Source organism: Variovorax paradoxus, assembly GCF_030811855.1.
GTDB lineage: Bacteria > Pseudomonadota > Gammaproteobacteria > Burkholderiales > Burkholderiaceae_C > Variovorax > Variovorax paradoxus_L.
Genome location: NZ_JAUSRN010000006.1, coordinates 203,721 through 224,449, shown reverse-complemented (window position 1 = coordinate 224,449; position 20,729 = coordinate 203,721). Strand labels below are relative to the sequence as shown.

Genomic DNA, 20,729 nt, shown 5'->3' with positions numbered 1-20,729 from the left:
CGGGTTCACTTTTTCTCTGTGAGGAAAGCGCCCTTCGGGCCTTCCGCGCTCTTCTGGCGGCGGGTGTTGCCGTCGAGGCCGCCATCGACCGCCCATTCGGCAAACACCGTGGGGCCGGGTTCGAACTCGCGTGGCTGCCAGTCGGCCGTGAGCTGGTCTTCGTCGGCGTAGTACTCGATGAGTCCCCCGGCCGGGTTCTTGAAGTACCAGAAGTAGGCCGACGACACCGGGTGCCGCCCGGGGCCGAGCTGCGTTTCCCAGCCTCGGCGCGAGAAATGCAGGCCGCCGCCGAAGACTTCGTGGATGTCGCGCACGGTAAAGGCCACGTGGTTGAGCCCGCGCTTGCCCGAAGGGATCTGCAGCAGGAACAGATCGTGGTGACCACCCTCTGCTGCGCAGCGCATGAAGGCGCCGCGATTCGGGTAGCTGTCGGACGAGACGAACCCGAAGCGCTCGGCGTAGAACGCGCTGGTGCCCGCCACGTCGTTGACGAAGAACACCACGTGACCGACCTCGATCGGCGACGCACGCTCGTAGACTGGCGCGGGCTGGTTGACACGTGGCTTGGCGTTCCAGGTGTTCATGGCGCCGCAGTCGATTTCGACGGCGTGCTTGCGGCTGACCTGCAAACGCACGGCAAGGCCGTTGGGGTCGATGCAGCCGATGCGGCGTGCGCCATCGACGATGCCGTCGAAGAAGGCCGGGTCTTGCGCGATGGCGGCGGCGTAGCGATCGAGGTCCGCATCGCTTTCCACGCCCCACACCACTTCGCGCAGCGTCGGGCCCTCTTCCATCGCCGGCGGCAAGCTCGCCTTGTCCAACGCCGCGACGACCACCTTGCAGCCGTTGAGGCACTCGAAGACGAGTTCGTCGGCCGCTTCCGATTTCAGCACGAGGCCCCAGTCCTCGAAGAAACGGCGGCAGGTGGGCAGGTCGTCTGCCCCGTAGGTGATCTGGTCGATGCCTAGAACGCTCATGGTGGTGTCCTCTTCAGTTCGCCCACGGGAGCGGTTGGTCGTTCGTGCCCCAGTACATGCTCTTCTGCTCCATGTACTGAAAGATGCCTTCGCGGCCCTTCTCACGGCCGAGGCCGCTGTCGCGCCAGCCGCCGAACGGCGTGGAGACGGAAAACTGCTTGTAGGTGTTGACCCAGACCGTGCCGGCCTGCACCGCGCGGCCGAGCTTCCAGGCGCGCTTGAAGTCGCGGCTCCAGATGCCGGCGGCGAGCGCGTAGACGCTGTCGTTGGCCTGCGCGATCAGTGACTCTTCGTCGTCGAAAGGCATCGCGACGAGCACCGGGCCGAAGATTTCTTCCTGGCTGATGCGCGCGCTGTTGTCCAGGCCTTCGATGATGGTCGGCTTGTAGAAGTAGCCGCGGTCGTAGGCATCGCCATGCGGGCGCACGCCGCCGGTGCGGATGCGGCCGCCTTCGGACACGCCGAGGTCCACATAACGCTCGATGCCTTCACGGTGCTTCGCGGTGATGAGTGGGCCCATCTGCGTGCGCTCCGAAGCCGGGTCGCCCACGCGCAGGGCATTGGCGCCCTCGGCCAGCCGCATCAGGAACTCGTCGTAGATGCTCCGCGCCACGAACAGGCGCGAGCCCGCGATGCACGACTCGCCCGACGAACTGAAGATGCCGTACAGCACCCCGTTCACCGCATGGTCGAGGTCCGCGTCCTCGAGCACCATGGTCGGCGACTTGCCGCCCAGCTCCAGCGACACCGGCATCATCTTGTCGGCCGCGATGTGCGCGATGTGCTTGCCGGTGGTGGTGCCACCGGTGAACGAGACGCGCTTGACCAGCGGGTGCTGGGTGATCGCATCGCCGATGACCGAGCCCTTGCCCGGCAGCACGCTGACGATGCCCTTCGGCACGCCGGCCTTCTCGCAGATGCGCGCCAGCTCCAGCGCCATCAGCGGTGTGACTTCGGCCGGCTTGACGACCACCGCGTTGCCGGCCGCCAGCGCGGGCGCCAGCTTCTGCGCCTCGCTCGCGATCGGCGAGTTCCATGGCGTGATGGCGGCGACCACGCCCATGGGCTCGTGCACGCTCATGGTGACGAAGGCGCCGCGGGAGGGGGTGATGGTTTCTTCCAGCGTCTCGAGCGCAGCCGCAAAGAACTGGAAGGTGCCGGCGGCGCTGGCCACGAGGTTGCGGGTTTCGCTGATGGGCTTGCCGTTGTCCAGGCGCTGCTTCTGCGCGAGCGACTCGCCCTCCTCACGGATCAGCTGCGCCACGCGGTGCAGCACGGCCGCGCGTTCGTGCGGCAGGCGCTGGGCCCAGCCACTGGTACGGAAGGCATGGTCGGCGCGCGTGATCGCTTCCTCGACGTCGGCAAGGCTCGCGGCCTTCAGGCGTGCGATGGGCTCCCCCGTGGCGGGGTAGAGGCTTTCGTAGACGTCGCCGCCACCCAGGCGCCATTCGCCGGCAATGCAGATCGGAAGAAGTTCGGAAGAAATCATGTGAGGCACTCAGATGGCAAGGGCCGCGGCCCGGTTGCGCAAGGCGCGCACGGCGCTGTAGACGGTGAGCGCGGAAGTCTTGGGGTTGGCCGCAAGCGGCTTGTTGCGCATGGTCAGCTCGAAGCTGCCGAAGGCGCCTTCGGCTTCAACCGTGTGCACGTTCTCGGCAACGGCCGGGTCGGCGATCAGGCGCACCAGCGTCCTGTCGAGCCCCAGGCCCGCGAGCGAGACGGTGGCCGCAACGTTGGCGTTCTTCGGATAGAGCAAGGCCGCTTCGCGCGCGCTGCCTTCGAAGATCACCGCCTCTTCCGTCAGTGCGTCGAGGTCGCGCCCCCGCTCGGCCGGCGTGCCCTTCCATGCGTGCGGCGGCTTGCGGCCGGTGTAGCGCACGCTGCCAAGCCCCCCAATGCGAGCGGCGGACAGGGCGTCGATGCCGCCGATGGCGCCCGCGATCAGCTGCACCTGCGTGCGGCCGGCAGCTGCGGCAGCCTCGAGTTTTTCAGCCAGGCCCGCGGCCGACAACGCGCCCACCGAGGCGACGATGCAAGGCGTGCCGCGCGCAAGCGCCGGCAGCACGTGCTCTTCGATGGCCGCATGCCCGGCCGTCTCGACAACGAGGTCGATGCCGGTGACGGGCACGCTGCTGCCGACCTTCACGCCCGGCACCAGCGCCTGCGCCGCAGCCACGCCTTCGGCCGGCACGACGATGGCCACCACTGCCAGCGCGGCATCGTCCTCGAGCAGTTCGAGCACCGAAGTGCCGATGGCACCGCAGCCGATAAGTGCAATACGCAAGACGGTCATGTGGTCACTCCACCGACGCGGCGGCCTTGCCGAGCGCCGGAATCCGGGTCACGGTGTTGGTCGGCGGACCGGCGAATGCGCTCTTGAATTCGCCGATCGAGAGCATGTCGATCTCAAGCAGGAACGGGCCCTTCTTCGCCAGCGCTTCGCCCAGCTTCGCCCTCAGTTCTTCCATGCGTTGCACGCGGGCATGTGGCAGGGCCAGCGAAGCGCACAGCATTGCGTAGTCGGGCGTGTGCAGGTCGGCATAGCAGCGGCGGCCGCCGTACTGCGCGTCCTGGATGTTCTTGATGACGCCGTAGCCCTTGTCGTTCATCAGCACGATCACCATGTCGGCCTCTTCCTGAACGGCCGTCGCGAGTTCGCCCAGGTTCAGGATGAATCCGCCGTCGCCGGCCAGGCAGAAGGTCTTGCGGCCCGAGCCGGTTTCCGCCGCGCCGATGGCCGCGCCGATGGCCATCGGCATGCCCTGCCCGATGCCGCCGCCGGTGGCGTGCACGCCCGCGCTGGGTTCGAAGATGCGCAGCTCGCGGTTACCCCAGGTGCTGTTCGACACCGTGACGTCTCGCACCCAGTTGAAGCTGCGGCCGGCTGCCGCCTGCAGTTCTTTCACGAGCGCGGCGTACGGGCCGAGGCCGTCGGTCAGCGAGGCGACGGCCTGCTCGTGCGCGGCGCGCAGCTCGGTGAGCAGCGCTGGGTCAGCGCTGTACTTCGTGGCTTCGAGTCGGTCGGCCAGGCCTTCGAGGGCCAGCGCGGAATCACCGCAGACGAACAGGTCAGTGGCGTAGCCGCGGCCTTCGGCGGCGGCATCGGCGTCGATGCGCAGCAGCGGGCGCGGCAGCTTCAGTTCGTACTTGAGCGTTTCGTTGCCGCGCAGGCGCGAGCCGACGACCAGCATCGCGTCGCAGCGCTGGTACAGCGCCTCGACCGGCTTGTGGATGTTGTAGGAGCCCAGCGAGCCGGCGTCGTCCTCGGGCACCGTGCCGCGGCCTTGCGTGGTGGTGACCACGCCGAAGCCGAGCCTCTGCAGGCGCTTTATCGCGGCGCCGGCATGGCGCGCGCCGCCGCCGACCCACAGCATCGGGCGCCTGGCGGCCGCCAGCCGAACGGCCAGCGCGTCGAGCGAAGCGGCGGAAGGCACGGGCCGCTCGATCGGCAGCGGCGACAGGTCGGCCGGCATCGTCGTTAGCGCCGACTGGATGTCGATCGGGATCTCCACGCTGACCGGTCCGGTCGGCGTGGTCAATGCGAGCTGAACCGCGCGCTTGAGCGTGCCGAGCACCGTCTCCACGCTGCGCACCCGCAGGGCCGCCTTCGACACTGCCTTGAGCATGGTGAGCTGGTCGGGCGCCTCGTGGATGTACGACATGCCCTTGTCGAGATACGGCGTCTCGATCTGGCCCGTGATGTGCAAGAGCGGCGCACCGGCCGTCAGCGCCTCGACCATGCTGCCTGCGATGTTGCCGGCGGCCGGGCCGGTGCTGGTGAGGCACACGCCCAGGCTGGCCGTGGAACGCGCATAGGCGTCGGCCATGTTGCCCGCACCGGCCTCGCCGCGCGCCGGCACGAAGCGGATCGCGCCGCGTTGGGCGAAAGCATCGAGGATGGGCATGTTGTGAATGGATATGACACCGAAGGCTGCCTTGACGCCGCACTGCTCGAGGAAAGCGGCGACGACGGCGCCGACGGTGACTGTGTTGTTGTTCGTGGGGTTATGCATGGCGCGAAAGGCCTCCGGAAATGTCGATATGGCTGCCGGTCGTGTACGAGGCGAGCGGTGAAGCCAGGAAAAGGATCGCGCGCGCGGCTTCGCTCGGAAGCCCCAGTCGACCCAGCGGGATGTGTTTGTTCTTCGCGAGCTGGCCGCTCCAGGCGGACCAGTCGAGCGACTTGTCTTCGCGCGCCTCGAAGCGGCGGCGCCACTGGCCCGACTCGACCAGGCCGATCAGGATGCCGTTGACGCGCACGCCCTGCGGCGCGAACTCGGTGGCCATCGAACGCACGAGGTTCAGCAAGCCGGCGCGCGCGGCCGAGGTGGCGACCATGTGCGGCTCGGGCTGGCGCGCCAGCAGCGAGTTGGCGCAGACGATGGCGGCATCACCCCGGACCGCGCGCTGTGCCGCGAGCTGCGGCAGGAAAGCGCGCGTGGGGTTGATCACGGAGAAGAACTTCAGGTTGAGCTCTTCGGTCCAGGCCGCGTCGTCGGTGTCGGCGAAAGTGGAGACACGGCCCTGCCCTGCGTTGTTCACCAGCATCGAGGCCGGGCCAAGCGCAGCTTCGCTCGCGGCGGCGAAGCCGCGGACCGAGCCGGCATCGAGCACGTCGCAAGGCTGCGCGAACAGCTTGCCGTTCGGGTGCTGCTTGCGCAGGCCGGCTACTGCGGCGTCGAGCCGCTCGGCATTGCGGCCGCACAGCGCGACCGAAGCGCCGCATTCGAGCAGCAGTTCGACCGTGGCAAGCCCGATGCCCGAGGAACCGCCCGTGACCACGGCCACGCGGCCTGCAAGCGCATTGGCGGCAAAGAAAGAAGACGATGGCTGTGTCATGGCGTGGGTCATGCGCTGCGAAGCGGAACCACCTTTTGCGACCGTGCGGGCGAATAGTTCAGGAGGCCCGAGATCTCTTCGGCGGTGCTGCGCACGCGCTGCACCATCTCGTCCATGCGGCCCTGGTCGATGTGGCCCGAGGTGATGGTGGCGCCCAGCGCCGCCACGATGTGGCCGCTATGGTCGCGCACCGGTGCCGCGATGCTGGAGATGTTCGATTCGAAGAAGCCCTCACCCAGCACATAGCCGCGGCTGCGGTCGGCCTGGACCATGTCGAACAGTTCGCTCACGGTCTTGGGCGTGCTCGGCGAGAAGGTCTCGAGCTTGTCTTCGGGGTAGAGCGCGCGCAGCTGCGGCAGCGTGAGGTCTTCGAGCAGCACGCGGCCGAGCACCGTGGCGTGGGCCGGCAGGCGCGTGCCCACGGTGACCGAGCTGGCGAAGGGCGTGGGCGGCGCCACCTTGGCCACATAGACGATGGAGCGGCCGTCGCGCACCACCAGGTTGCATGGCGTGCGCAGCTCGTCGCACAGGCGGTTGAGTAGCGGCGTGCCCAACTGGGTGAGCTCCAGCGAAGCCAGGTATTCGAAGCCGAGGCGGAGCACCGCAAGGCCCAGGCGGTAGTCGCGCCCGCCTTCGGCTCGCTCGAGAAAGCCCATGTTCTCCAGCGTGGTGAGAAGCCGGAACACGGTCGAGCGCGGCAGGTCGAAGCGGCGCGCCAGTTCGGGCGCCGAGAGCGTGCGGCTCTCGCGGCTGAACTCGCACAGCACGCGCAGGCCGCGCTCGAGCGCCGGCACGTTGTAGCGGTCGCCGCCTTCTTCCATCGTCTCGTTGTCGTTGGTGGCCATGGTGGTTCGTTCTTCCCGTTGGTTGTCTTGTCGTGTCTTCTATCAGGCGGCCAGCACTTCGCGCAGCAGTGCGGCCACGGCTTGCGGCTGCTCCACGTAGCTGGCGTGTCCGGCGTCGGCAATCGGTTCGAGCGGCACGCCGCACCGGCGCGCGACTTCGGCGCAGGCTTCGGGCGTGGTGACGGCATCGAGCGAGCCGCAGGCCACGCGCACCGGCATGGCGGGCGGCAGGTCGGCCAGCAGGTCGGCGTTGCACAGCAGCTCGACGGCCTGGCGATAGCCGCCATCGTTCAGCCGCGCCATGTTCCAGCGCACCCACTGGCGCGCGAGTTCGCTGGCGCCGTCGGACACCAGGCGTCCCGAGCGCCTGGCGGCCATGCCGGCAATGCCGAGTTCGTCGAGCGTGGCGAGCCGTTCGGCACGCACCTTGGCGCGGGCCTGCGCGCGTGATGGTGCGCCGTAGCCGGCGGCCGGGCTGATCAGCACCAGGCGGCGGATGCGCGAGGCCAAAGCCGAATCCTTGCGCGCGGCGGACGCGGCAACGAGCGCGCCGAGCGAATGTCCCACCAGCACGCAGGACGTCACGTCGAGCGCATCGAGCATGGCGTGCAGCCGCTGCGCATAGTCGGGCGCAGAGGGCGCGGCGGGTACAAGCGGCGTCGAGGCACCGTAGCCCGGTGCGTCCCACGCGATCACGCGGGCCCGGTGCGAGAGCAGCAAGGCGACGTTGAGCCACGAAGCCGCGCCGGAGCCGATGCCGTGCAGGCAGACGACGGCCGGCCCCGCGCCGCGCTCGCGCACCGAAACCACGGCACCATTGCCGACCGGCACGGAGCGCGCCGGAAAACGGGTCTCCAGCAATGCCAGCTCGGAAGCGGGCAAGCTCGGCGCGTCGGTGGCGATGGCATCGTTCATGGCGTCATTCATGGCGGCTTGCTTCAGCGCTTGATGCGGGCCAGCGGGTGATCGGCCGGGTACGTCGGCGTCACGGGCTTCCTGGCGCCGAGCATCACGCACATCAGCGCGTCTTCGTCGCCGATGTTGATTTCTTCGCGGTACACGCCGGGCGGTACCGAGATCAGGTCGCGGTCGGTCATGATGGTTTCGAAGCGCTCGCCGTCTTTCTCGATCACGACCTTGAGCTTGCCGCGGATCAGGAAGAAGACTTCTTCCACGTCGGTGTGCAGGTGCGGCGGGCCTTCATGCCCAGCCGGAATCACCATGGTCGAGAAGGTGAAGTGCTCGGCGGGCACGGTGTTGACGTCCTTCGCAACGCCGGTGCCGCCGGTGCCCACGTAGCGCATCTGCGCGCGGCGGAACTTGGGGTCGAGGTCGGCCTGGAACTTCAGCGCGTCCCAGTCGTACTTGCGGGTTTCGTAGCGGGCGATGCGGGTGTTCATCCACTCGGCAAGGCTGCTGCCCTCGGGCTGCGCCAGGCTGTTGCCGGGGGCATCGGTGATCTTCTGTTGTTCGGACAAATCGCTCATAGTGTTCACTCCATTCGTCGGAAAAATTTCAGTGCATCGCAAAGCCGCCGTTCACGGCCAGCAACTGGCCGGTCACGAAGCGTGCAAGGCCGGAAAGCAGGTACAGCGCGGCGCCGCAGACGTCGGCGGCCTGCTGCTCGCGCGGTATGGCACGGCCTTCGAGGTACTTCTGGTGGCGCGCCATCGGCACGTATTCGGTAGCCTCGACCAGCGTCAGGCCAGGCGCCACGGCATTGACCGTGATGTTGTCGCCGCCCCATTCGCGCGCCAGCGAGCGCGTCATGGAAACGACGGCGCCCTTGCTCGACGCATAGGCCAGCAGGTTGGGTGCGCCCCACAGCGCGGTGTCCGACGCGAGGTTGACGATCGCGCCGCGGCCGCTGGCTGCGAGTGCGGGCTGGCAGGCCCGGCTCATGAGCCAGGTGCCGCGCACGTTGACGTTCATCACGCGGTCCCAGGTATCGATCTCGAGTTGATGCGCGTCGCGTCCCCCCGAGTTGGTGATGGCCGCGTTGTTGACGAGGCCGTCGAGCCCGCCGAGCAGGCGGACTGCTTCGGCGGCGCCGGCTTCGATGGAGGCCGGCTCCGACAGGTCGACCGCCAGGGCATCGGCTTGGCGGCCCGCGTCGCGCAGCGCCTTGGCCTCGGTCTCGGCCAGGTCACCGAGGATGTCGGCCAGCACCACGCTCGCGCCCGCCGCGGCGATGCACTGCGCAAAGGCGAGCCCCAGCCCGCGCGCGCCGCCGGTCACAAGAATGCGGCGGCCCGCCAGCAGATTGGCGGGCAGCTCGGCCAGCAAGGCCTGCAGACTCGAGGGATCGGGAACGGCTTTGAGTTCGGTCATGTGGGTATCAGTCGTGCGTTCAGTCGGCCTGGATGCCGAGTTCCTTGATGACCTTGCCGAAGCGCTCGAAGTCCGCGGCGTTGATCTTGCCCAGCGCGTCGGCGCTGCCACCCACCGGCACGGTGCCGAGAACGGCCATGCGCGAGACGATGTCGGGCATCTTCAGGATTTCGTTGAAGTGGCCGTTGAGCGTCTTGACGATCTCGGGCGGCAGGTTGCGCGGACCCCAGAGGCCGTTCCAAGCCGTGACTTCCACGTCCTTGTAGCCGAGCTCCAGCAGGGTCGGCACCTTGGGTGCGAGCGGAGAACGCTCGCGGGACGCCACCGCCAGCGGCAGCATCTTGCCGTTGGCGAAGTAAGGCGCCACCGGTCCCAGCGTGATGAAGGTGGCGGGCACATGGCCGCCCAGCACGTCGTTGACCGCCGGCGCCACGCCCTTGTACGGCACGTGCGCGAGATTCACGCCTGCGGCGCGATTGAACATTTCGCCCAGGATGTGCATTGGCGAGCCGCTGCCCGGGCTTGCATAGGTAAGCGGCTTGCCGGCCTTGACCGCGGCCACCAGGTCTTTCAGGCTTGCCATGCCGCTGGCGCTGCCCGCCACCAGGAAGAGCGGCAGGCTTCCGGTCTGCACGATGGGCGTGAAGCCGTTCAGCACGTCGTAGCCCGAGGCGCCGCCCGACTTGAGCACCAACTGCGCGATAGAGAAGGTGCTGGGCGCGAGCAGCAGCGTATGGCCATCGGGCGGCGCCTTCGACACGTAGGCGCTGCCGATGATGCCGCTGGCGCCGGGACGGTTGTCGACCACCACGGGCTGGCCCACGCGCGCGGCCAGCTTTTCGGCAAAGAGCCGCGCCAGCGCGTCGGTATCGCCGCCGGCCGGATAGGCGACGACCAGCGTGATGGGCTTGCTCGGGTAGCCGTTGGCCCAGGCGAACCCTGCGGCACAGGCAGAGCCCAGGGCGACGGCGGCGGCGATGGCGCGGCGGCGGGTGGATTTCATGAGCTTCGTGGGGTTGGATCGTATGTTTTACTAATGAAACAACGATTTATTAATGGAACGAGACGAAGAATACCGAGTACGACTAATTTCGTCAATCTAGGTATGAACCCTTAGAACGGGCGCACGCAGCCCGGCCTTCCGCCTGTTGGCGGTGGTTCTCGGTTTTTTCGGTTTTCGTCCGCTCGGACTTCGGGGCCCGGCCCCGTGCGCAGCGCTGCCCGATCAGCGCGCGCCGTAGCGCGCGACCGTCAGGCCTTCCATGTCGATCGCGGGCTGCCTGCCGTCGATCAGATCGGCCATCACGCGGCCGGTGCCCGCCGCCATGGTCCAGCCGAGCGTGCCGTGGCCGGTGCACAGCATCAGATTGGGAATGCGCGTAGCGCCGATCACCGGCGTGCCGTCGGGGGTCATGGGACGCAGGCCGGTCCAGAAGGAAGCGTCGCGCACGTCGCCGCCCTTCGGAAAGAGATCGGTCACGACATGCTCGAGGGTGTCGCGCCGCCCGGCATCGAGCGCCAGGTCGAAGCCCGAGAGCTGCGCGGTGCCGCCCACGCGGATGCGGTCGCCGAGCCGGGTGACAGCCACCTTGAAGGTTTCGTCCATCACGGTGGATTCCGGCGCACCGCTGGCATCGGTGATGGGCACCGTGATCGAGAAGCCCTTGACCGGATACACCGGCAGGTCGATGCCCAGCGGCTTGACCATGGCTGGCGAGTAGCTGCCCAGCGCCACCACGTAGCGGTCTGCCGTGAAGCTGCCGGCATCGGTTCTGACGCCGGTCACGCCGCCGGCATCGTGCTCGATGGCCTGGATGCTCACGCCAAAGCGGAACTTCACGCCGGCTGCCTCGGCCAGCACGGCAAGCGCCTGCGTGAACTTGAAGCAGTCTCCAGTCTCGTCGCCCGGCAGGCGCAGGCCCCCGACGAACTTGCTCTTCACCGCCGCAAGCGCGGGCTCGTACTGAACGCAGCCTTCGCGGTCGAGCACCTGGTAGGGCACGCCGGAGGCCTTGAGCACTTCCACGTCCTTGGCAATGCCGTCGAGCTGCTTCTGGGTTCGAAAAAGCTGCAAGGTGCCGAGCGCGCGTTCGTCATACCGAATGCCGGTGTCGGCGCGCAGCGCCTTCAGGCAATCGCGGCTGTATTCGGCGAGCCGCACCATGCGGCCCTTGTTGAGTTCGTAGCGCGCCTGCGTGCAGTTGCGCAGCATTGAAAGGCCCCAGCGCCACATGGCCGGATCGAGCATGGGCTTGATCACCAGCGGGCTGTGCCGCATGAGTATCCACTTGACGGCCTTGAGCGGCACACCCGGCCCGGCCCATGGTGCGGAGTAGCCGGGCGACACCTCGCCCGCATTGCCGAAGCTCGTTTCGAGCGCGGGCGCGGACTGGCGTTCGAGCACCGTCACGTCATGGCCGGCACGCGCCAGGTAGTACGCCACCGAGGTGCCGATGACACCGCTGCCGAGAATCAGAACCTGCATGAGAACTCCCCTTGAATGCCACGCACGGCAATGGCCCGAGAGGGTACAGGTTCCTCCACGCTAAAGGCCGAGTGCGTCTTGCAATTGCCGTGCCGTCCAGCGCCTGGGCTGCTTCGGCCAGTCTTCGAGCAGCACGAACATTCGTGCGTTGCGCGGAGCCTCCAGGTCGTGCTCTCGCGCAAGCCGCACGACTTCGCCGCTGAGCGCATCGATCTCAGTGCGGCGTCCGAGCGCCAAGTCGTCCGCCATGCTGGAACGGGCTTTGGCGTCGATGCGCAGCATGCGCGCCGCGACGATGCGAAAGAGCCAGTCGGGCAGCCGCAACACTGACGAAAGGCGCTGCGCCGGCACCGCGGCCACCTGTGCCGGCGCGATGCCGGCACGGCCAAGCACGCCCAACGCCTCGTCGATCAGCGCGGCAAAGCATTGCCGAAAGCCGCGCTGCAGCAGCTCTTCGCGCAGCGGCAGCCCGGATAGCGCATTGACGGGGTTGTTGAGGTTGAGCAGCAGCTTGCCCCATTGCACCGGCAGCAGGTCGGCATGCAGATCGAGCGGAATGCCCGCCCGTTCGAACACCGGCAGCCAGGGCCGCAGTGCGGCGTCGTCCTTGGCGGCCAGCCGTCCGGCCGTGCCCCGGTGAAAGGCACCCGGTCCGATCTCGGCCACGTTGTACGGCACCATGCCCGGCAGTACGCTGAGCGTGGGCCCCGCCTGCGAGGCCGCGGCACAGTTGGAAATGCCGTTCTGGAACGAGACGACCGTGGTGCCCGCGGGCAATGCAAAGGCCAGCTCGGCAGCCGCCTCTGCCGTGGCCCCACTCTTCACGCACAGAAGAACCAAAGCCGGCGTTGCACCCACCGGCACCTGCTCGCTCAGCCGAAGGCTGGAGGGTGGCAGGCGATGCGCACCGCCTTCGATGTCGCTCAGCGAGAGGCCATGTTCCGCGAGGCTGCGCAGCACGCGCGGCCGGCCGACGAAGGTAACGGGAACACCCGCCGCTGCCAGGCTGCCGCCAATGAAGCAACCGATGGTGCCCGCCCCCATCACCAGCACTTCGCCGGGCGGGGGGCCGAGCACCTCGGTGCCGGCCATCAGGTGCGTTCCGCCACCCAGGCTTGCACCGATCGGAGTGCGGCCGGCACGCCCGCGGGGTCGGTGCCGCCGGCCATGGCCATGTCGGCCTTGCCGCCGCCCTTGCCGCCCACCTGCTGCGCGACAAAGTTGACCAGCTCGCCGGCCTTGACCTTGCCCACCGTGTCGCTCGTGACGCCCGCGGCCACCTGCACCTTGGCGCCGTCGACCGCGGCCAGCACGACCACGGCCGTCTTGAGCTTGTCCTTGAGCTTGTCCATGGTGTCGCGCAGCGTCTTGGCGTCGGCGCCGTCGAGCTTGGCGGCCAGCACCTTGATTCCGTTGACGTCCACTGCCTGAGCCAGGAGTTCGTCGCCCTTCGACGACGCGAGCTTGCCCTTGAGCGAGCCCACTTCGCGCTCCAGCGCCCTCACCTGCTCCAGCACCTGCGTGAGCCGGCCCTGCAGTTCGGCGGCCGGCGACTTGAGCGTGGCGGCCACGCTTTGCACCGTGGCTTCGAGGTCTTGCAGGTAGCTGAGCGCGTTGGCGCCGGTGACCGCTTCGATACGGCGAACGCCGGCAGCCACACCGCCTTCGCTCACGATCTTGAACAGGCCGATGTCACCGGTGCGGCCCACGTGGGTGCCGCCGCAGAGTTCGCGGCTGGTGCCGATGTCGAGCACGCGCACGCTCTCGCCGTATTTTTCGCCGAACAGCATCATGGCGCCGGTCTTCTGGGCCGACTCCATGTCCATCACGCGGGCGTGCGTCTCGGTGTTGGCAAGAATCTCGGCGTTCACGCGCTTTTCGATTTCGAGGATCTGGTCATGCGTGACGGGTGCGTTGTGCGCGAAGTCGAAGCGCGTCTTGTCGGCATCGACCAGCGAGCCCTTCTGCTGCACGTGGCCGCCCAGCACTTCGCGCAGGGCCTTGTGCATCAGGTGGGTGACCGAGTGGTTGCGCATGGTGGCGGCGCGTCGCGCGGTGTCGACCGCAGCCTTGACCGTGTCGCCCACCTTCAGCGTGCCCTGCGTCTGCGTGCCGTGGTGGCCGAACACGTCGGCCTTGATCTTCTGCGTGTCGTCCACGCCGAACTGCACGCCTTCAGCCACTAGCACGCCCTGGTCGCCGACCTGGCCGCCGCTCTCCGAATAGAACGGCGTGGTGTCGAGCACCACAATGCCGGGCTGGCCTTCCTTCAGCTCTTGTACAGCCGCGCCCTCGAAGTACAGCGCCACGACCTTGGCGGCTTCTTCGAGGTGCTCATAGCCGGTGAAGACGTTGCCCGCGCCGCCGTATTCGACGTTGCGGTCCATCTTGAACTTGCCGGCGGCGCGGCCCGCGGCCTTCTGCTTTTCCATGGCGGCGGTGAAGCCGGCTTCATCGACGCTCACGCCGCGCTCGCGGCAGACGTCGGCCGACAGGTCGAGCGGAAAGCCGTAGGTGTCGTGCAGCTTGAAGGCGACCTCGCCCGGCAGCGTCTTGGCATTGCCGGCCAGGGCCGCATCGAGAATTTCCATGCCGTTGGCCAGCGTTTCGAAGAAGCGCTCTTCCTCGGCCTTCAGCGTGTCGATGATGCGTTTTTCATCGACCACGAGCTTGGGATAGGCATCGCCCATCAGCTTCACGAGGTCGGGCACCAGCTTGTGGAAGAAGGGCTTCTTCTGACCCAGCTTGTAGCCATGGCGAATGGCGCGGCGCACGATGCGGCGCTGCACGTAGCCGCGGCCTTCGTTCGACGGAATGACGCCGTCGGCCACCAGGAAGGAGGTGGCACGGATGTGGTCGGCAATCACGCGCAGCGAGTTGTTGCCCAGATCCTTCTCGCCGGTTTCGCGCGACGCGGCCTTGATGAGCGCGTCGAAGATGTCGATCTCATAGTTGCTGTGCACGTGCTGCAGGATGGCGGCCAGGCGCTCCAGGCCCATGCCGGTGTCGACGCAGGGGGCAGGCAGCTTCTTGACCGAGCCGTCCGGCTGCATGTCGAACTGCATGAACACGTTGTTCCAGATCTCGATGTAGCGGTCGCCGTCTTCATCGGGGCTGCCTGGCGGGCCGCCGGGGATTTCGGGGCCGTGGTCGTAGAAGATCTCCGAGCACGGTCCGCAGGGGCCCGTGTCGGCCATCATCCAGAAGTTGTCGGACATGTAGCGGCCGCCCTTGTTGTCGCCGATGCGCACCACGCGCTCCGGTGGCAGGCCGATTTCCTTGGTCCAGATGTCGTAGGCCTCGTCGTCCTCGATGTAGACCGTGGCCCAGAGTTTTTCAGCCGGCAGCTTGTAGACCTCGGTCAGCAGCTCGAAGGCCCACTTGAGCGATTCGCGCTTGAAGTAGTCGCCGAAGCTCCAGTTGCCCAGCATCTCGAAGAAGGTGTGGTGGCGCGCGGTGTAGCCCACGTTCTCCAGGTCGTTGTGCTTGCCGCCGGCGCGCAGGCACGCCTGGACCGAGGCGGCGCGAACGTAGGGGCGCTTGTCTTCGCCCAGGAACACGTCCTTGAACTGCACCATGCCCGAGTTGGTGAACATGAGCGTGGGGTCGTTGCCCGGTACCAGCGAGCTCGAGGCCACCACCGTGTGGCCCTTGGAAGCGAAGAAATCGAGAAAGGTCTTGCGAATGTCCGCGACCGTGAATGTGGGCTGGCTCATCTTTGGATTTCGTCTGCTGTCGAGGGCGGCCTGGCGATGGCGACCCTCTCGTCGAAACCACGGCGTCCAACCGACCTGACTGCTTGATTTGCTTGAACAAACGATTATAGGTTTGGCCACCGGGCCGCGCCCCCTGCGGCCAAAGCGGCGCGGGCGCCCCCGAACGCCAAAGCTGACATGGGAATTAGCGCGCAGAACCAAACGCGCCGGGCTTCGTCCTATTCATTCGTTTCAAACGTGAATCAAGGAGCATGCATGGCAGGTCATGAGGCGGCACACTGGAAAATCGAGGAGCTGGATTTTTCGCGCATTGCACGGGCGGAGGTCCGCCAGGACGACAATCTTTTCTACCTTGTTGCTTGCGCCTCGTTCATCGAAAGCGGCTCGGACCTTTACACCCAGAACCTGGTCGACTTTTTCCAAGGCGACGACGAGGTTACCGCCTGGCTAACCCGCTATTGGGAAGCCGAGGAACTGCAGCACGGCAAAGCCTTGCGCGCCTACGTGTCCCACGTCTGGCCCGAATTCGACTGGGAGGCCGCCTACCGTGGGTTTCTGGAGGAATACGCCACCTTGTGCAAGGTGGAACTGCTCTCCCCGACGCGCGGCCTCGAGCTGGCCGCGCGCTGCGTGGTCGAGACCGGCACCGCCAGCTACTACCGCGCCCTGGCGCGCTCCACCGACGAACCCGTGTTGCGCGACCTGGCCACCCGCATCGCGACCGACGAGGTCAGCCATTACAAGCACTTCTACCGCTTCTTTCGCCGCTATCGGCAAGAGGAAAAACTGGGCCGGCTCCGCGTGCTGGGCATCATCGGCCGGCGCACGCTGGAGCTCAAGAGCGAAGATGCCGACTGCGCCGTGCGCCACGTGGTGCGCACCCGCTCACCCGAGCGCGCCGGCGATGCGGCTTACGTCCGGCAATTGAGCGCGCGCATCAATGGCACCGTGCGCGCCAACCTGAGCCCGGGTGCCACGCTCAAGATGCTGATGCGGCCGCTGGAACTGCCGGCCCGGGTGGAGACGGTGATTCAGTACCCGATCAGGCAGTTCATGGAGCATGTGTTTCTGCGGTGATGGCGGTGCGGCCTACATGGCCGACCGAATTTTCCTGACGCAGGGTGGTGGGTAAATGGGAAAAATTCACATTTAAACCACCCAGTCAGCCGGCTGTGGAGGCATCTACTCACGCCGGATCGGAGGACCAAATGCCCCTATTTTTTCTGTTGAGGCTGCAGCGAGTGCAGCTGCCTGTCCGCGTCACCGATCCGGAGGAAGTTCGCAAGGTCTCGGTGCTTTTGGCCACCGGCTTGATCGAGGCTGAATTCGCAACCATCAAGTCACGAACGCGGCATGCCGCAGAGCGCGTGGCAACTGTAACTCGCATCACCGAAGAAGGCTTGGCTGAGGCCGCGGCGGTGGGCAAGTCACCGGCGTTCGCGCAGCCCTTTGTTCGCTTCGCAGGGGGACTGCGATTGATGTGACCTCTGCACAACGGGCGTTTCGATGCCGCAGTGCGCCAGAAAGCAATGGAGGTAGGCATCTCCGCCCGAAAACGTCGGCAAATGTGATTTTTTTCACAAATTTAGCCCCGTGGTTGCTGATATGCCCGGTTGCGACCTGTTGCACCCGAGAACACACTTTCCCTCCCAAATCAAGCCGGCACATTGGGCACAGCTAGCGCCGGCAACTCGGAGGATCGAATGCCGCTCTTGTTCCTGATGAGGCTTCTGCGCACCCAACTACCGGTGCAGGTCGTTGCGCCAGAGGAAGTTCGAGATGTGTCCGTACTAATGGCCACGGGGTTGATCGAAGCCAAAATTACCACGCTTCAGCCGACGGGGCTGTACACCCCGACCTCGATGGCGACGGTGGAGAGCATCACCGACGAAGGCCTCGCCGAGATCGCGAAGATGGGCGACATTCGCAAATTCATGCAGCCTTCGATGCGATTTTCCCGCGGGGCGCGATTGATGTGACGCAGGATCACCGGCGTCAGCATAGAAGGCGCCACGCAAAGCGACTGCCCCGCCGCCGCAATGCAACTCCTGGAGTGAGTGCTGCGCCTGTCGCATAAGACCTGCTCGCGCCGGCAGTGGCTTTGTGCACGAGCGTTCAACTCGGCGAAGAACTCCGCATTCGGTTTCTGGCCATTTGCAATGTCCTACCCATTCGCCGAGGTTCGTTGAGCATCTTGTTGATTTCAGCGTGGCCTTCTTCAGTGATGCACGTGACGACAGCTGTTCGCGCGACGTTGTACTTGCCGGCCGGGTCCAGCGCCGGCGCAATCTCCGCTTCGATGAGACCGGTCGCCTTCAGGACGCTCACATGCTGGACGTCTTCGGGTCTGGTCACCACCCTGGGCAGAGTGACATGCTGCAGGCTCAGCAAATAGAACAAGGGCATGTCCGTTACCTCTTCGATGTGTTTGTTGTCGAGATTGCGCGCTTGCTCGCGTCACTACTTCGTTGGAGAAGCCGAAGGTATGCCACTGCCTTGGCCGGCCTGTCGGACGCTAACCAGCAACGCTGTAGCCCACCGCTTCGTGCATGGCTCGCTCGCTCCATCTTCTGGCTCTCGGGCTCAGTTGCTGAGCCGAGCTGCTAGCAGCGCGAGTAAATACAACAGCACCACGAGCGCACTGACGACAGCGAACTGCGCGGACGACATGCCCGCGTCTTCACGCAGTAGATTCATGAAAAAATTTCTCGGCGCCAGGTTGTGCGATTCCATACACGTTCTCCAGTGAGGTGGGCAACTGGCGCCGCTTGTTTCCCGTCCTGGAACAAGGCGTTTCGCCGTGAAGTCACTGTAGAAATTGCGCCGCATGAGCGCATGGGCGGTGCGCACCTTCTCGATGGAGACAATCGTCCGGCCGCGCGTAAGACTTCCCATGACAAAGTGCCTCCGAGCGGCAGGCACGGTCCGCAGAGACTGTCTCCTGCGGACGCGTGGCGCCACGGATTCGTCGGTGCGCACAACCGTCTCAACGGTGCGGTTGATCGCGAATGGCTGGACAAACTGCTGCGCTCTACCCGCTGAGCGCTAACCAGGATCCGCGCCACGCTGCGGACCTTGACGCGCGCCAGTCTCAACAGTCTTCGGGTCTACCATGGGCTTGTGCATGCGGCGCATCAGCTATCCGGTTGTAGCTATTGATGAGTCATTACAAATGTGTACAACCTCGCCTTGTGTCGCTCTCCAATGCGGCGCTCAGAGAGGGGAACGTTATCTACCGTTGCGGTGGATAAAACAGTGGAAAAGCTTGTGCGCAATGCCTTAGGACGTTGCCGCGCTGCGTCCCATGGCAGAGCCTGGAAAATCAGCACCTGCCCCCCCACCAGCGCCACTATCACTTTTTTGGTGGCGCCCGCTCCGGCCCCGTGCATCCTCGCTATAGGCGGCGTTTGTCGTAAACAGTGCCGGACATTTGTCTCTCTGGAGAAGGTGCGTACCGCTCATGCGCGCGTGCGGCGCAATTTCTACAGTGACTTCACGGCGAAAACGCTTTGTCCAAGAAGGGCAAACAAGCAGCGCCGACCGACCTCACTGGAGAACGCACATGGCCAAACAGTTCGCTCAGCTCTTGGTATCTTCGTATTTGCTTGTGTTCTTCGCTTTGTGGTTCATCATCTGAATGCGAAACGGGCCGACCTCTATCTGTAGAATCGGCTACTTGGGCCGATGACTCGTTGACATCAACGAGTTGCAAAATGCGGGTGTAGTTCAATGGTAGAACGGCAGCTTCCCAAGCTTCATACGAGGGTTCGATTCCCTTCACCCGCTCCATAGCCAGATCGATTCGCGCCCTCACAGTCGGCACAAACGCCTCGAACGGCTGCTTGGACCCACGGTTGGCTTCTTGGCCTCGACAACTCACGCCGCGGCCGATAACGAATCGCCCCGGCGCCTCGCCACGCACATCAATGACAGCGCGCTCGTGGGCGACGATGGCCGGCGCCCCGACAACATGTTGCCGAGCCGGTATTTCCATTTCGCGACGCCCACCTCGCCGGACAAGGCCTCGGCGCCAATTTGATGGTTGTGCGGATAAACGCCAACGTCGAATCCCAGCGGTTCCAGGGTCGACCGAAAGAATTCCTTGGTGACGCCGTCGCCTGGCTGGTGATGGACTTCTGTTCTCAAACCCCATGACTGCTGGATGACGGTCTTGTGGAAGCCATACCTGGCCACCCGATATACCCACAGCCGCGCGTCCCACATCAGCTTGGCGACACCCTTGTAGTCCCATGCGGTGAGCTGCGGGTCGTGGTCGGTGATCAGGACGCCGTGCGGCTTCACCAGCCGGGCGCCCTCGCGCAATACGGCTGCCATGTCGTCGCAGTGATGCAGCGACGCATTGATGGCGACGATGTCCGCCACGTTCGATCGGAATGGCGTTTTCGCCGCGTCGGCCAGTACCGCCGTATAGCCGAGCTTCGACGCGAGTTTCAGTGCACCCGGGGCTACATCCACCCCGACCAACAACTTGGGATTTCCGCCAAGGGTGGCAAAGATGTTGCCCGGCCCACAACCGAGATCGATGACCACCTTGCCGGTCCAGTCCCCGCCTGCGGCGAGCCACCTGCTCTTGAAGTGCGCATCCCGGTGGCAGTAATCCAGATATTCCTGCGCCCATTGCGCATTGCCGAAGTAAGTCGCATTGGCAATCATTGCCTCGGACGCCCACTCGAGCTTCGAATGGAAATAGCTGCCGGAATGCTCGAGGGCCACATTGGGCAATAAAATATCACCTAACATTTCGTGTCCTTCAACAAAAACCCCAGACTATCAAGTTAAGTTGTTGCAGAGAATCACACGACTCCGGGATTCATCGCCGAAATTTTTAAAACTCTTACAGGCTCCGGGTAGTTCTCAACAAATCCCCTACCCGATTGATTCCCAAATTGCATAGGCCATAGGTACTAAGCCTGACGTCCGAAGCCGCTTCGGTTCCCCAGAGGGAACCGCCGGATTGCAATTGCCCAGCAGGACGCATCTCCTGCCCCGCATATCCCAAATGCGGACCTAGCCATCCCCCGCCTTCCTACCGAATTTGGTTCGCCGCCCGCCGGCCCTGCCGCGCCTCGTGTCGGCCTCCGAGAAGGCCGAAGCGTGCACTGGCAGGCGCTTTGTCATGGTTGCCGACCCAGGAAAGGGGGCGATTGTCTCCTCCCGAAGGGGGCGCATCGCTCATGCGGGCAGGGGGCTCAATTTCTACAGTCAGTCCCATGGCTAAAAGCTTTTCTGTGAAAAGACACCGCTACGCAGACAGGAGCCCTGACCAGGGCCCGACCGCGTTTGCGGCGTGCAACTCAGCAGTAGGCGCATGGCTACCTAATTCACCCGATTCAAGGTAGTACGGTTATGTAACGAGCGTTTCTGGATTGCAACGTGACAACTTTTCACCTACTCCCACCCTTGCAAAGACTCTAGGATTGGCAGCGAAAAATACAAACCTACGTACTACATCCCTACCCCCCATTTAAATGTAAATCGCTGCCAATCTATTGCATGCATCTTTTATTACATCTCT

18 protein-coding genes and 1 tRNA gene are annotated in these 20,729 nt (G+C 65.4%); 4 read left to right on the top strand and 15 right to left on the bottom strand.

The features are described from left to right. Positions 1-5: 5 nt before the first annotated feature. The 13 genes from J2X92_RS14085 to alaS form a co-directional block, all read right to left on the bottom strand. A complete protein-coding gene (locus tag J2X92_RS14085) occupies positions 6-977 on the bottom strand; it encodes a VOC family protein (RefSeq protein ID WP_307576556.1) in 972 nt (323 codons plus the stop codon). Positions 978-990: 13 nt separating this feature from the next. After that, positions 991-2,466 carry an aldehyde dehydrogenase gene (locus tag J2X92_RS14080; RefSeq protein ID WP_307576555.1) on the bottom strand — a complete coding sequence of 492 codons (1,476 nt, stop codon included), beginning with the start codon at positions 2,464-2,466 and terminating at the stop codon, positions 991-993. Positions 2,467-2,475: 9 nt separating this feature from the next. Next, on the bottom strand, positions 2,476-3,270 hold the full coding sequence (locus tag J2X92_RS14075) for an aspartate dehydrogenase (protein ID WP_307576553.1): 795 nt from the start codon (positions 3,268-3,270) through the stop codon (positions 2,476-2,478). Positions 3,271-3,274: 4 nt separating this feature from the next. Beyond that, positions 3,275-4,990 carry a thiamine pyrophosphate-binding protein gene (locus J2X92_RS14070; RefSeq protein ID WP_307576552.1) on the bottom strand — a complete coding sequence of 572 codons (1,716 nt, stop codon included), beginning with the start codon at positions 4,988-4,990 and terminating at the stop codon, positions 3,275-3,277. After that, a complete protein-coding gene (locus tag J2X92_RS14065; protein ID WP_307576550.1) occupies positions 4,983-5,816 on the bottom strand; it encodes an SDR family oxidoreductase in 834 nt (277 codons plus the stop codon). Before J2X92_RS14065 ends, J2X92_RS14070 begins: the two co-directional genes overlap by 8 nt. Before the next feature lie 8 nt (positions 5,817-5,824). Next, positions 5,825-6,661, bottom strand: coding sequence for an IclR family transcriptional regulator (locus J2X92_RS14060; protein ID WP_307576548.1), 837 nt, complete (start codon positions 6,659-6,661; stop codon positions 5,825-5,827). A gap of 42 nt (positions 6,662-6,703) precedes the next feature. Beyond that, entirely contained in the window at positions 6,704-7,576 is an 873-nt protein-coding gene (locus tag J2X92_RS14055; RefSeq protein ID WP_307576669.1) for an alpha/beta fold hydrolase, read from the bottom strand. A gap of 23 nt (positions 7,577-7,599) precedes the next feature. Next, on the bottom strand, positions 7,600-8,148 hold the full coding sequence (locus J2X92_RS14050) for a cupin domain-containing protein (RefSeq protein ID WP_093017966.1): 549 nt from the start codon (positions 8,146-8,148) through the stop codon (positions 7,600-7,602). A gap of 28 nt (positions 8,149-8,176) precedes the next feature. Next, a complete protein-coding gene (locus J2X92_RS14045) occupies positions 8,177-8,992 on the bottom strand; it encodes an SDR family oxidoreductase (protein ID WP_307576547.1) in 816 nt (271 codons plus the stop codon). A 19-nt stretch (positions 8,993-9,011) separates the two neighbouring features. Then, on the bottom strand, positions 9,012-9,995 hold the full coding sequence (locus tag J2X92_RS14040; protein WP_307576545.1) for a Bug family tripartite tricarboxylate transporter substrate binding protein: 984 nt from the start codon (positions 9,993-9,995) through the stop codon (positions 9,012-9,014). Between the two features lie 222 nt (positions 9,996-10,217). Continuing rightward, positions 10,218-11,477 carry a D-amino acid dehydrogenase gene (locus tag J2X92_RS14035; RefSeq protein ID WP_307576544.1) on the bottom strand — a complete coding sequence of 420 codons (1,260 nt, stop codon included), beginning with the start codon at positions 11,475-11,477 and terminating at the stop codon, positions 10,218-10,220. A gap of 60 nt (positions 11,478-11,537) precedes the next feature. Then, positions 11,538-12,569 carry a 2-dehydropantoate 2-reductase gene (locus J2X92_RS14030; protein ID WP_307576543.1) on the bottom strand — a complete coding sequence of 344 codons (1,032 nt, stop codon included), beginning with the start codon at positions 12,567-12,569 and terminating at the stop codon, positions 11,538-11,540. Further along, a complete protein-coding gene (gene alaS, locus J2X92_RS14025; protein WP_307576542.1) occupies positions 12,569-15,193 on the bottom strand; it encodes an alanine--tRNA ligase in 2,625 nt (874 codons plus the stop codon). Before alaS ends, J2X92_RS14030 begins: the two co-directional genes overlap by 1 nt. Before the next feature lie 255 nt (positions 15,194-15,448). On the opposite strand from alaS, the gene J2X92_RS14020 reads away from it, so the two are divergent. The 3 genes from J2X92_RS14020 (at position 15,449) to J2X92_RS14010 (ending at position 17,172) form a co-directional block, all read left to right on the top strand. Continuing rightward, complete coding sequence (locus J2X92_RS14020) at positions 15,449-16,270, top strand: ferritin-like domain-containing protein (RefSeq protein ID WP_307576541.1); 822 nt, start codon at positions 15,449-15,451, stop codon at positions 16,268-16,270. Between the two features lie 131 nt (positions 16,271-16,401). Further along, positions 16,402-16,677, top strand: a complete 276-nt coding sequence (locus J2X92_RS14015; protein WP_307576540.1) for a hypothetical protein — start codon at positions 16,402-16,404, stop codon at positions 16,675-16,677. A gap of 219 nt (positions 16,678-16,896) precedes the next feature. Beyond that, positions 16,897-17,172: a hypothetical protein gene (locus J2X92_RS14010; RefSeq protein WP_307576539.1), complete on the top strand. Its 276-nt coding sequence runs from the start codon at positions 16,897-16,899 to the stop codon at positions 17,170-17,172. A 136-nt stretch (positions 17,173-17,308) separates the two neighbouring features. On the opposite strand, the gene J2X92_RS14005 is transcribed toward J2X92_RS14010, so the two are convergent. Beyond that, complete coding sequence (locus J2X92_RS14005) at positions 17,309-17,599, bottom strand: hypothetical protein (protein ID WP_307576538.1); 291 nt, start codon at positions 17,597-17,599, stop codon at positions 17,309-17,311. Positions 17,600-18,908: 1,309 nt separating this feature from the next. Here J2X92_RS14005 and J2X92_RS14000 point away from each other — a divergent pair. Next, positions 18,909-18,982 (top strand) — tRNA-Gly (locus J2X92_RS14000). Positions 18,983-19,069: 87 nt separating this feature from the next. Here the strand turns inward: J2X92_RS14000 and J2X92_RS13995 are convergent. Next, the gene (locus J2X92_RS13995; RefSeq protein ID WP_307576537.1) at positions 19,070-19,954 is read right to left on the bottom strand and encodes a class I SAM-dependent methyltransferase; all 885 of its coding nucleotides are present in this window, start codon (positions 19,952-19,954) and stop codon (positions 19,070-19,072) included. Positions 19,955-20,729: the final 775 nt, after the last annotated feature.

Bases quoted from the DNA above. Each gene is read 5' to 3' on its own strand.
- J2X92_RS14080 (WP_307576555.1), bottom strand. From the start codon at position 2,466: ATGATTTCTTCCGAACTTCTTCCGATCTGCATTGCCGGCGAATGGCGC.
- J2X92_RS14010 (WP_307576539.1), top strand. From the start codon at position 16,897: ATGCCGCTCTTGTTCCTGATGAGGCTTCTGCGCACCCAACTACCGGTG.
- J2X92_RS14015 (WP_307576540.1), top strand. From the start codon at position 16,402: ATGCCCCTATTTTTTCTGTTGAGGCTGCAGCGAGTGCAGCTGCCTGTC.
- J2X92_RS14085 (WP_307576556.1), bottom strand. From the start codon at position 977: ATGAGCGTTCTAGGCATCGACCAGATCACCTACGGGGCAGACGACCTG.
- J2X92_RS14060 (WP_307576548.1), bottom strand. From the start codon at position 6,661: ATGGCCACCAACGACAACGAGACGATGGAAGAAGGCGGCGACCGCTAC.
- J2X92_RS14070 (WP_307576552.1), bottom strand. From the start codon at position 4,990: ATGCATAACCCCACGAACAACAACACAGTCACCGTCGGCGCCGTCGTC.
- J2X92_RS14040 (WP_307576545.1), bottom strand. From the start codon at position 9,995: ATGAAATCCACCCGCCGCCGCGCCATCGCCGCCGCCGTCGCCCTGGGC.
- J2X92_RS14065 (WP_307576550.1), bottom strand. From the start codon at position 5,816: ATGACACAGCCATCGTCTTCTTTCTTTGCCGCCAATGCGCTTGCAGGC.
- J2X92_RS14030 (WP_307576543.1), bottom strand. From the start codon at position 12,569: ATGGCCGGCACCGAGGTGCTCGGCCCCCCGCCCGGCGAAGTGCTGGTG.
- J2X92_RS14045 (WP_307576547.1), bottom strand. From the start codon at position 8,992: ATGACCGAACTCAAAGCCGTTCCCGATCCCTCGAGTCTGCAGGCCTTG.
- J2X92_RS13995 (WP_307576537.1), bottom strand. From the start codon at position 19,954: ATGTTAGGTGATATTTTATTGCCCAATGTGGCCCTCGAGCATTCCGGC.
- J2X92_RS14005 (WP_307576538.1), bottom strand. From the start codon at position 17,599: ATGCCCTTGTTCTATTTGCTGAGCCTGCAGCATGTCACTCTGCCCAGG.
- alaS (WP_307576542.1), bottom strand. From the start codon at position 15,193: ATGAGCCAGCCCACATTCACGGTCGCGGACATTCGCAAGACCTTTCTC.
- J2X92_RS14020 (WP_307576541.1), top strand. From the start codon at position 15,449: ATGGCAGGTCATGAGGCGGCACACTGGAAAATCGAGGAGCTGGATTTT.
- J2X92_RS14075 (WP_307576553.1), bottom strand. From the start codon at position 3,270: ATGACCGTCTTGCGTATTGCACTTATCGGCTGCGGTGCCATCGGCACT.
- J2X92_RS14050 (WP_093017966.1), bottom strand. From the start codon at position 8,148: ATGAGCGATTTGTCCGAACAACAGAAGATCACCGATGCCCCCGGCAAC.
- J2X92_RS14055 (WP_307576669.1), bottom strand. From the start codon at position 7,576: ATGAACGATGCCATCGCCACCGACGCGCCGAGCTTGCCCGCTTCCGAG.
- J2X92_RS14035 (WP_307576544.1), bottom strand. From the start codon at position 11,477: ATGCAGGTTCTGATTCTCGGCAGCGGTGTCATCGGCACCTCGGTGGCG.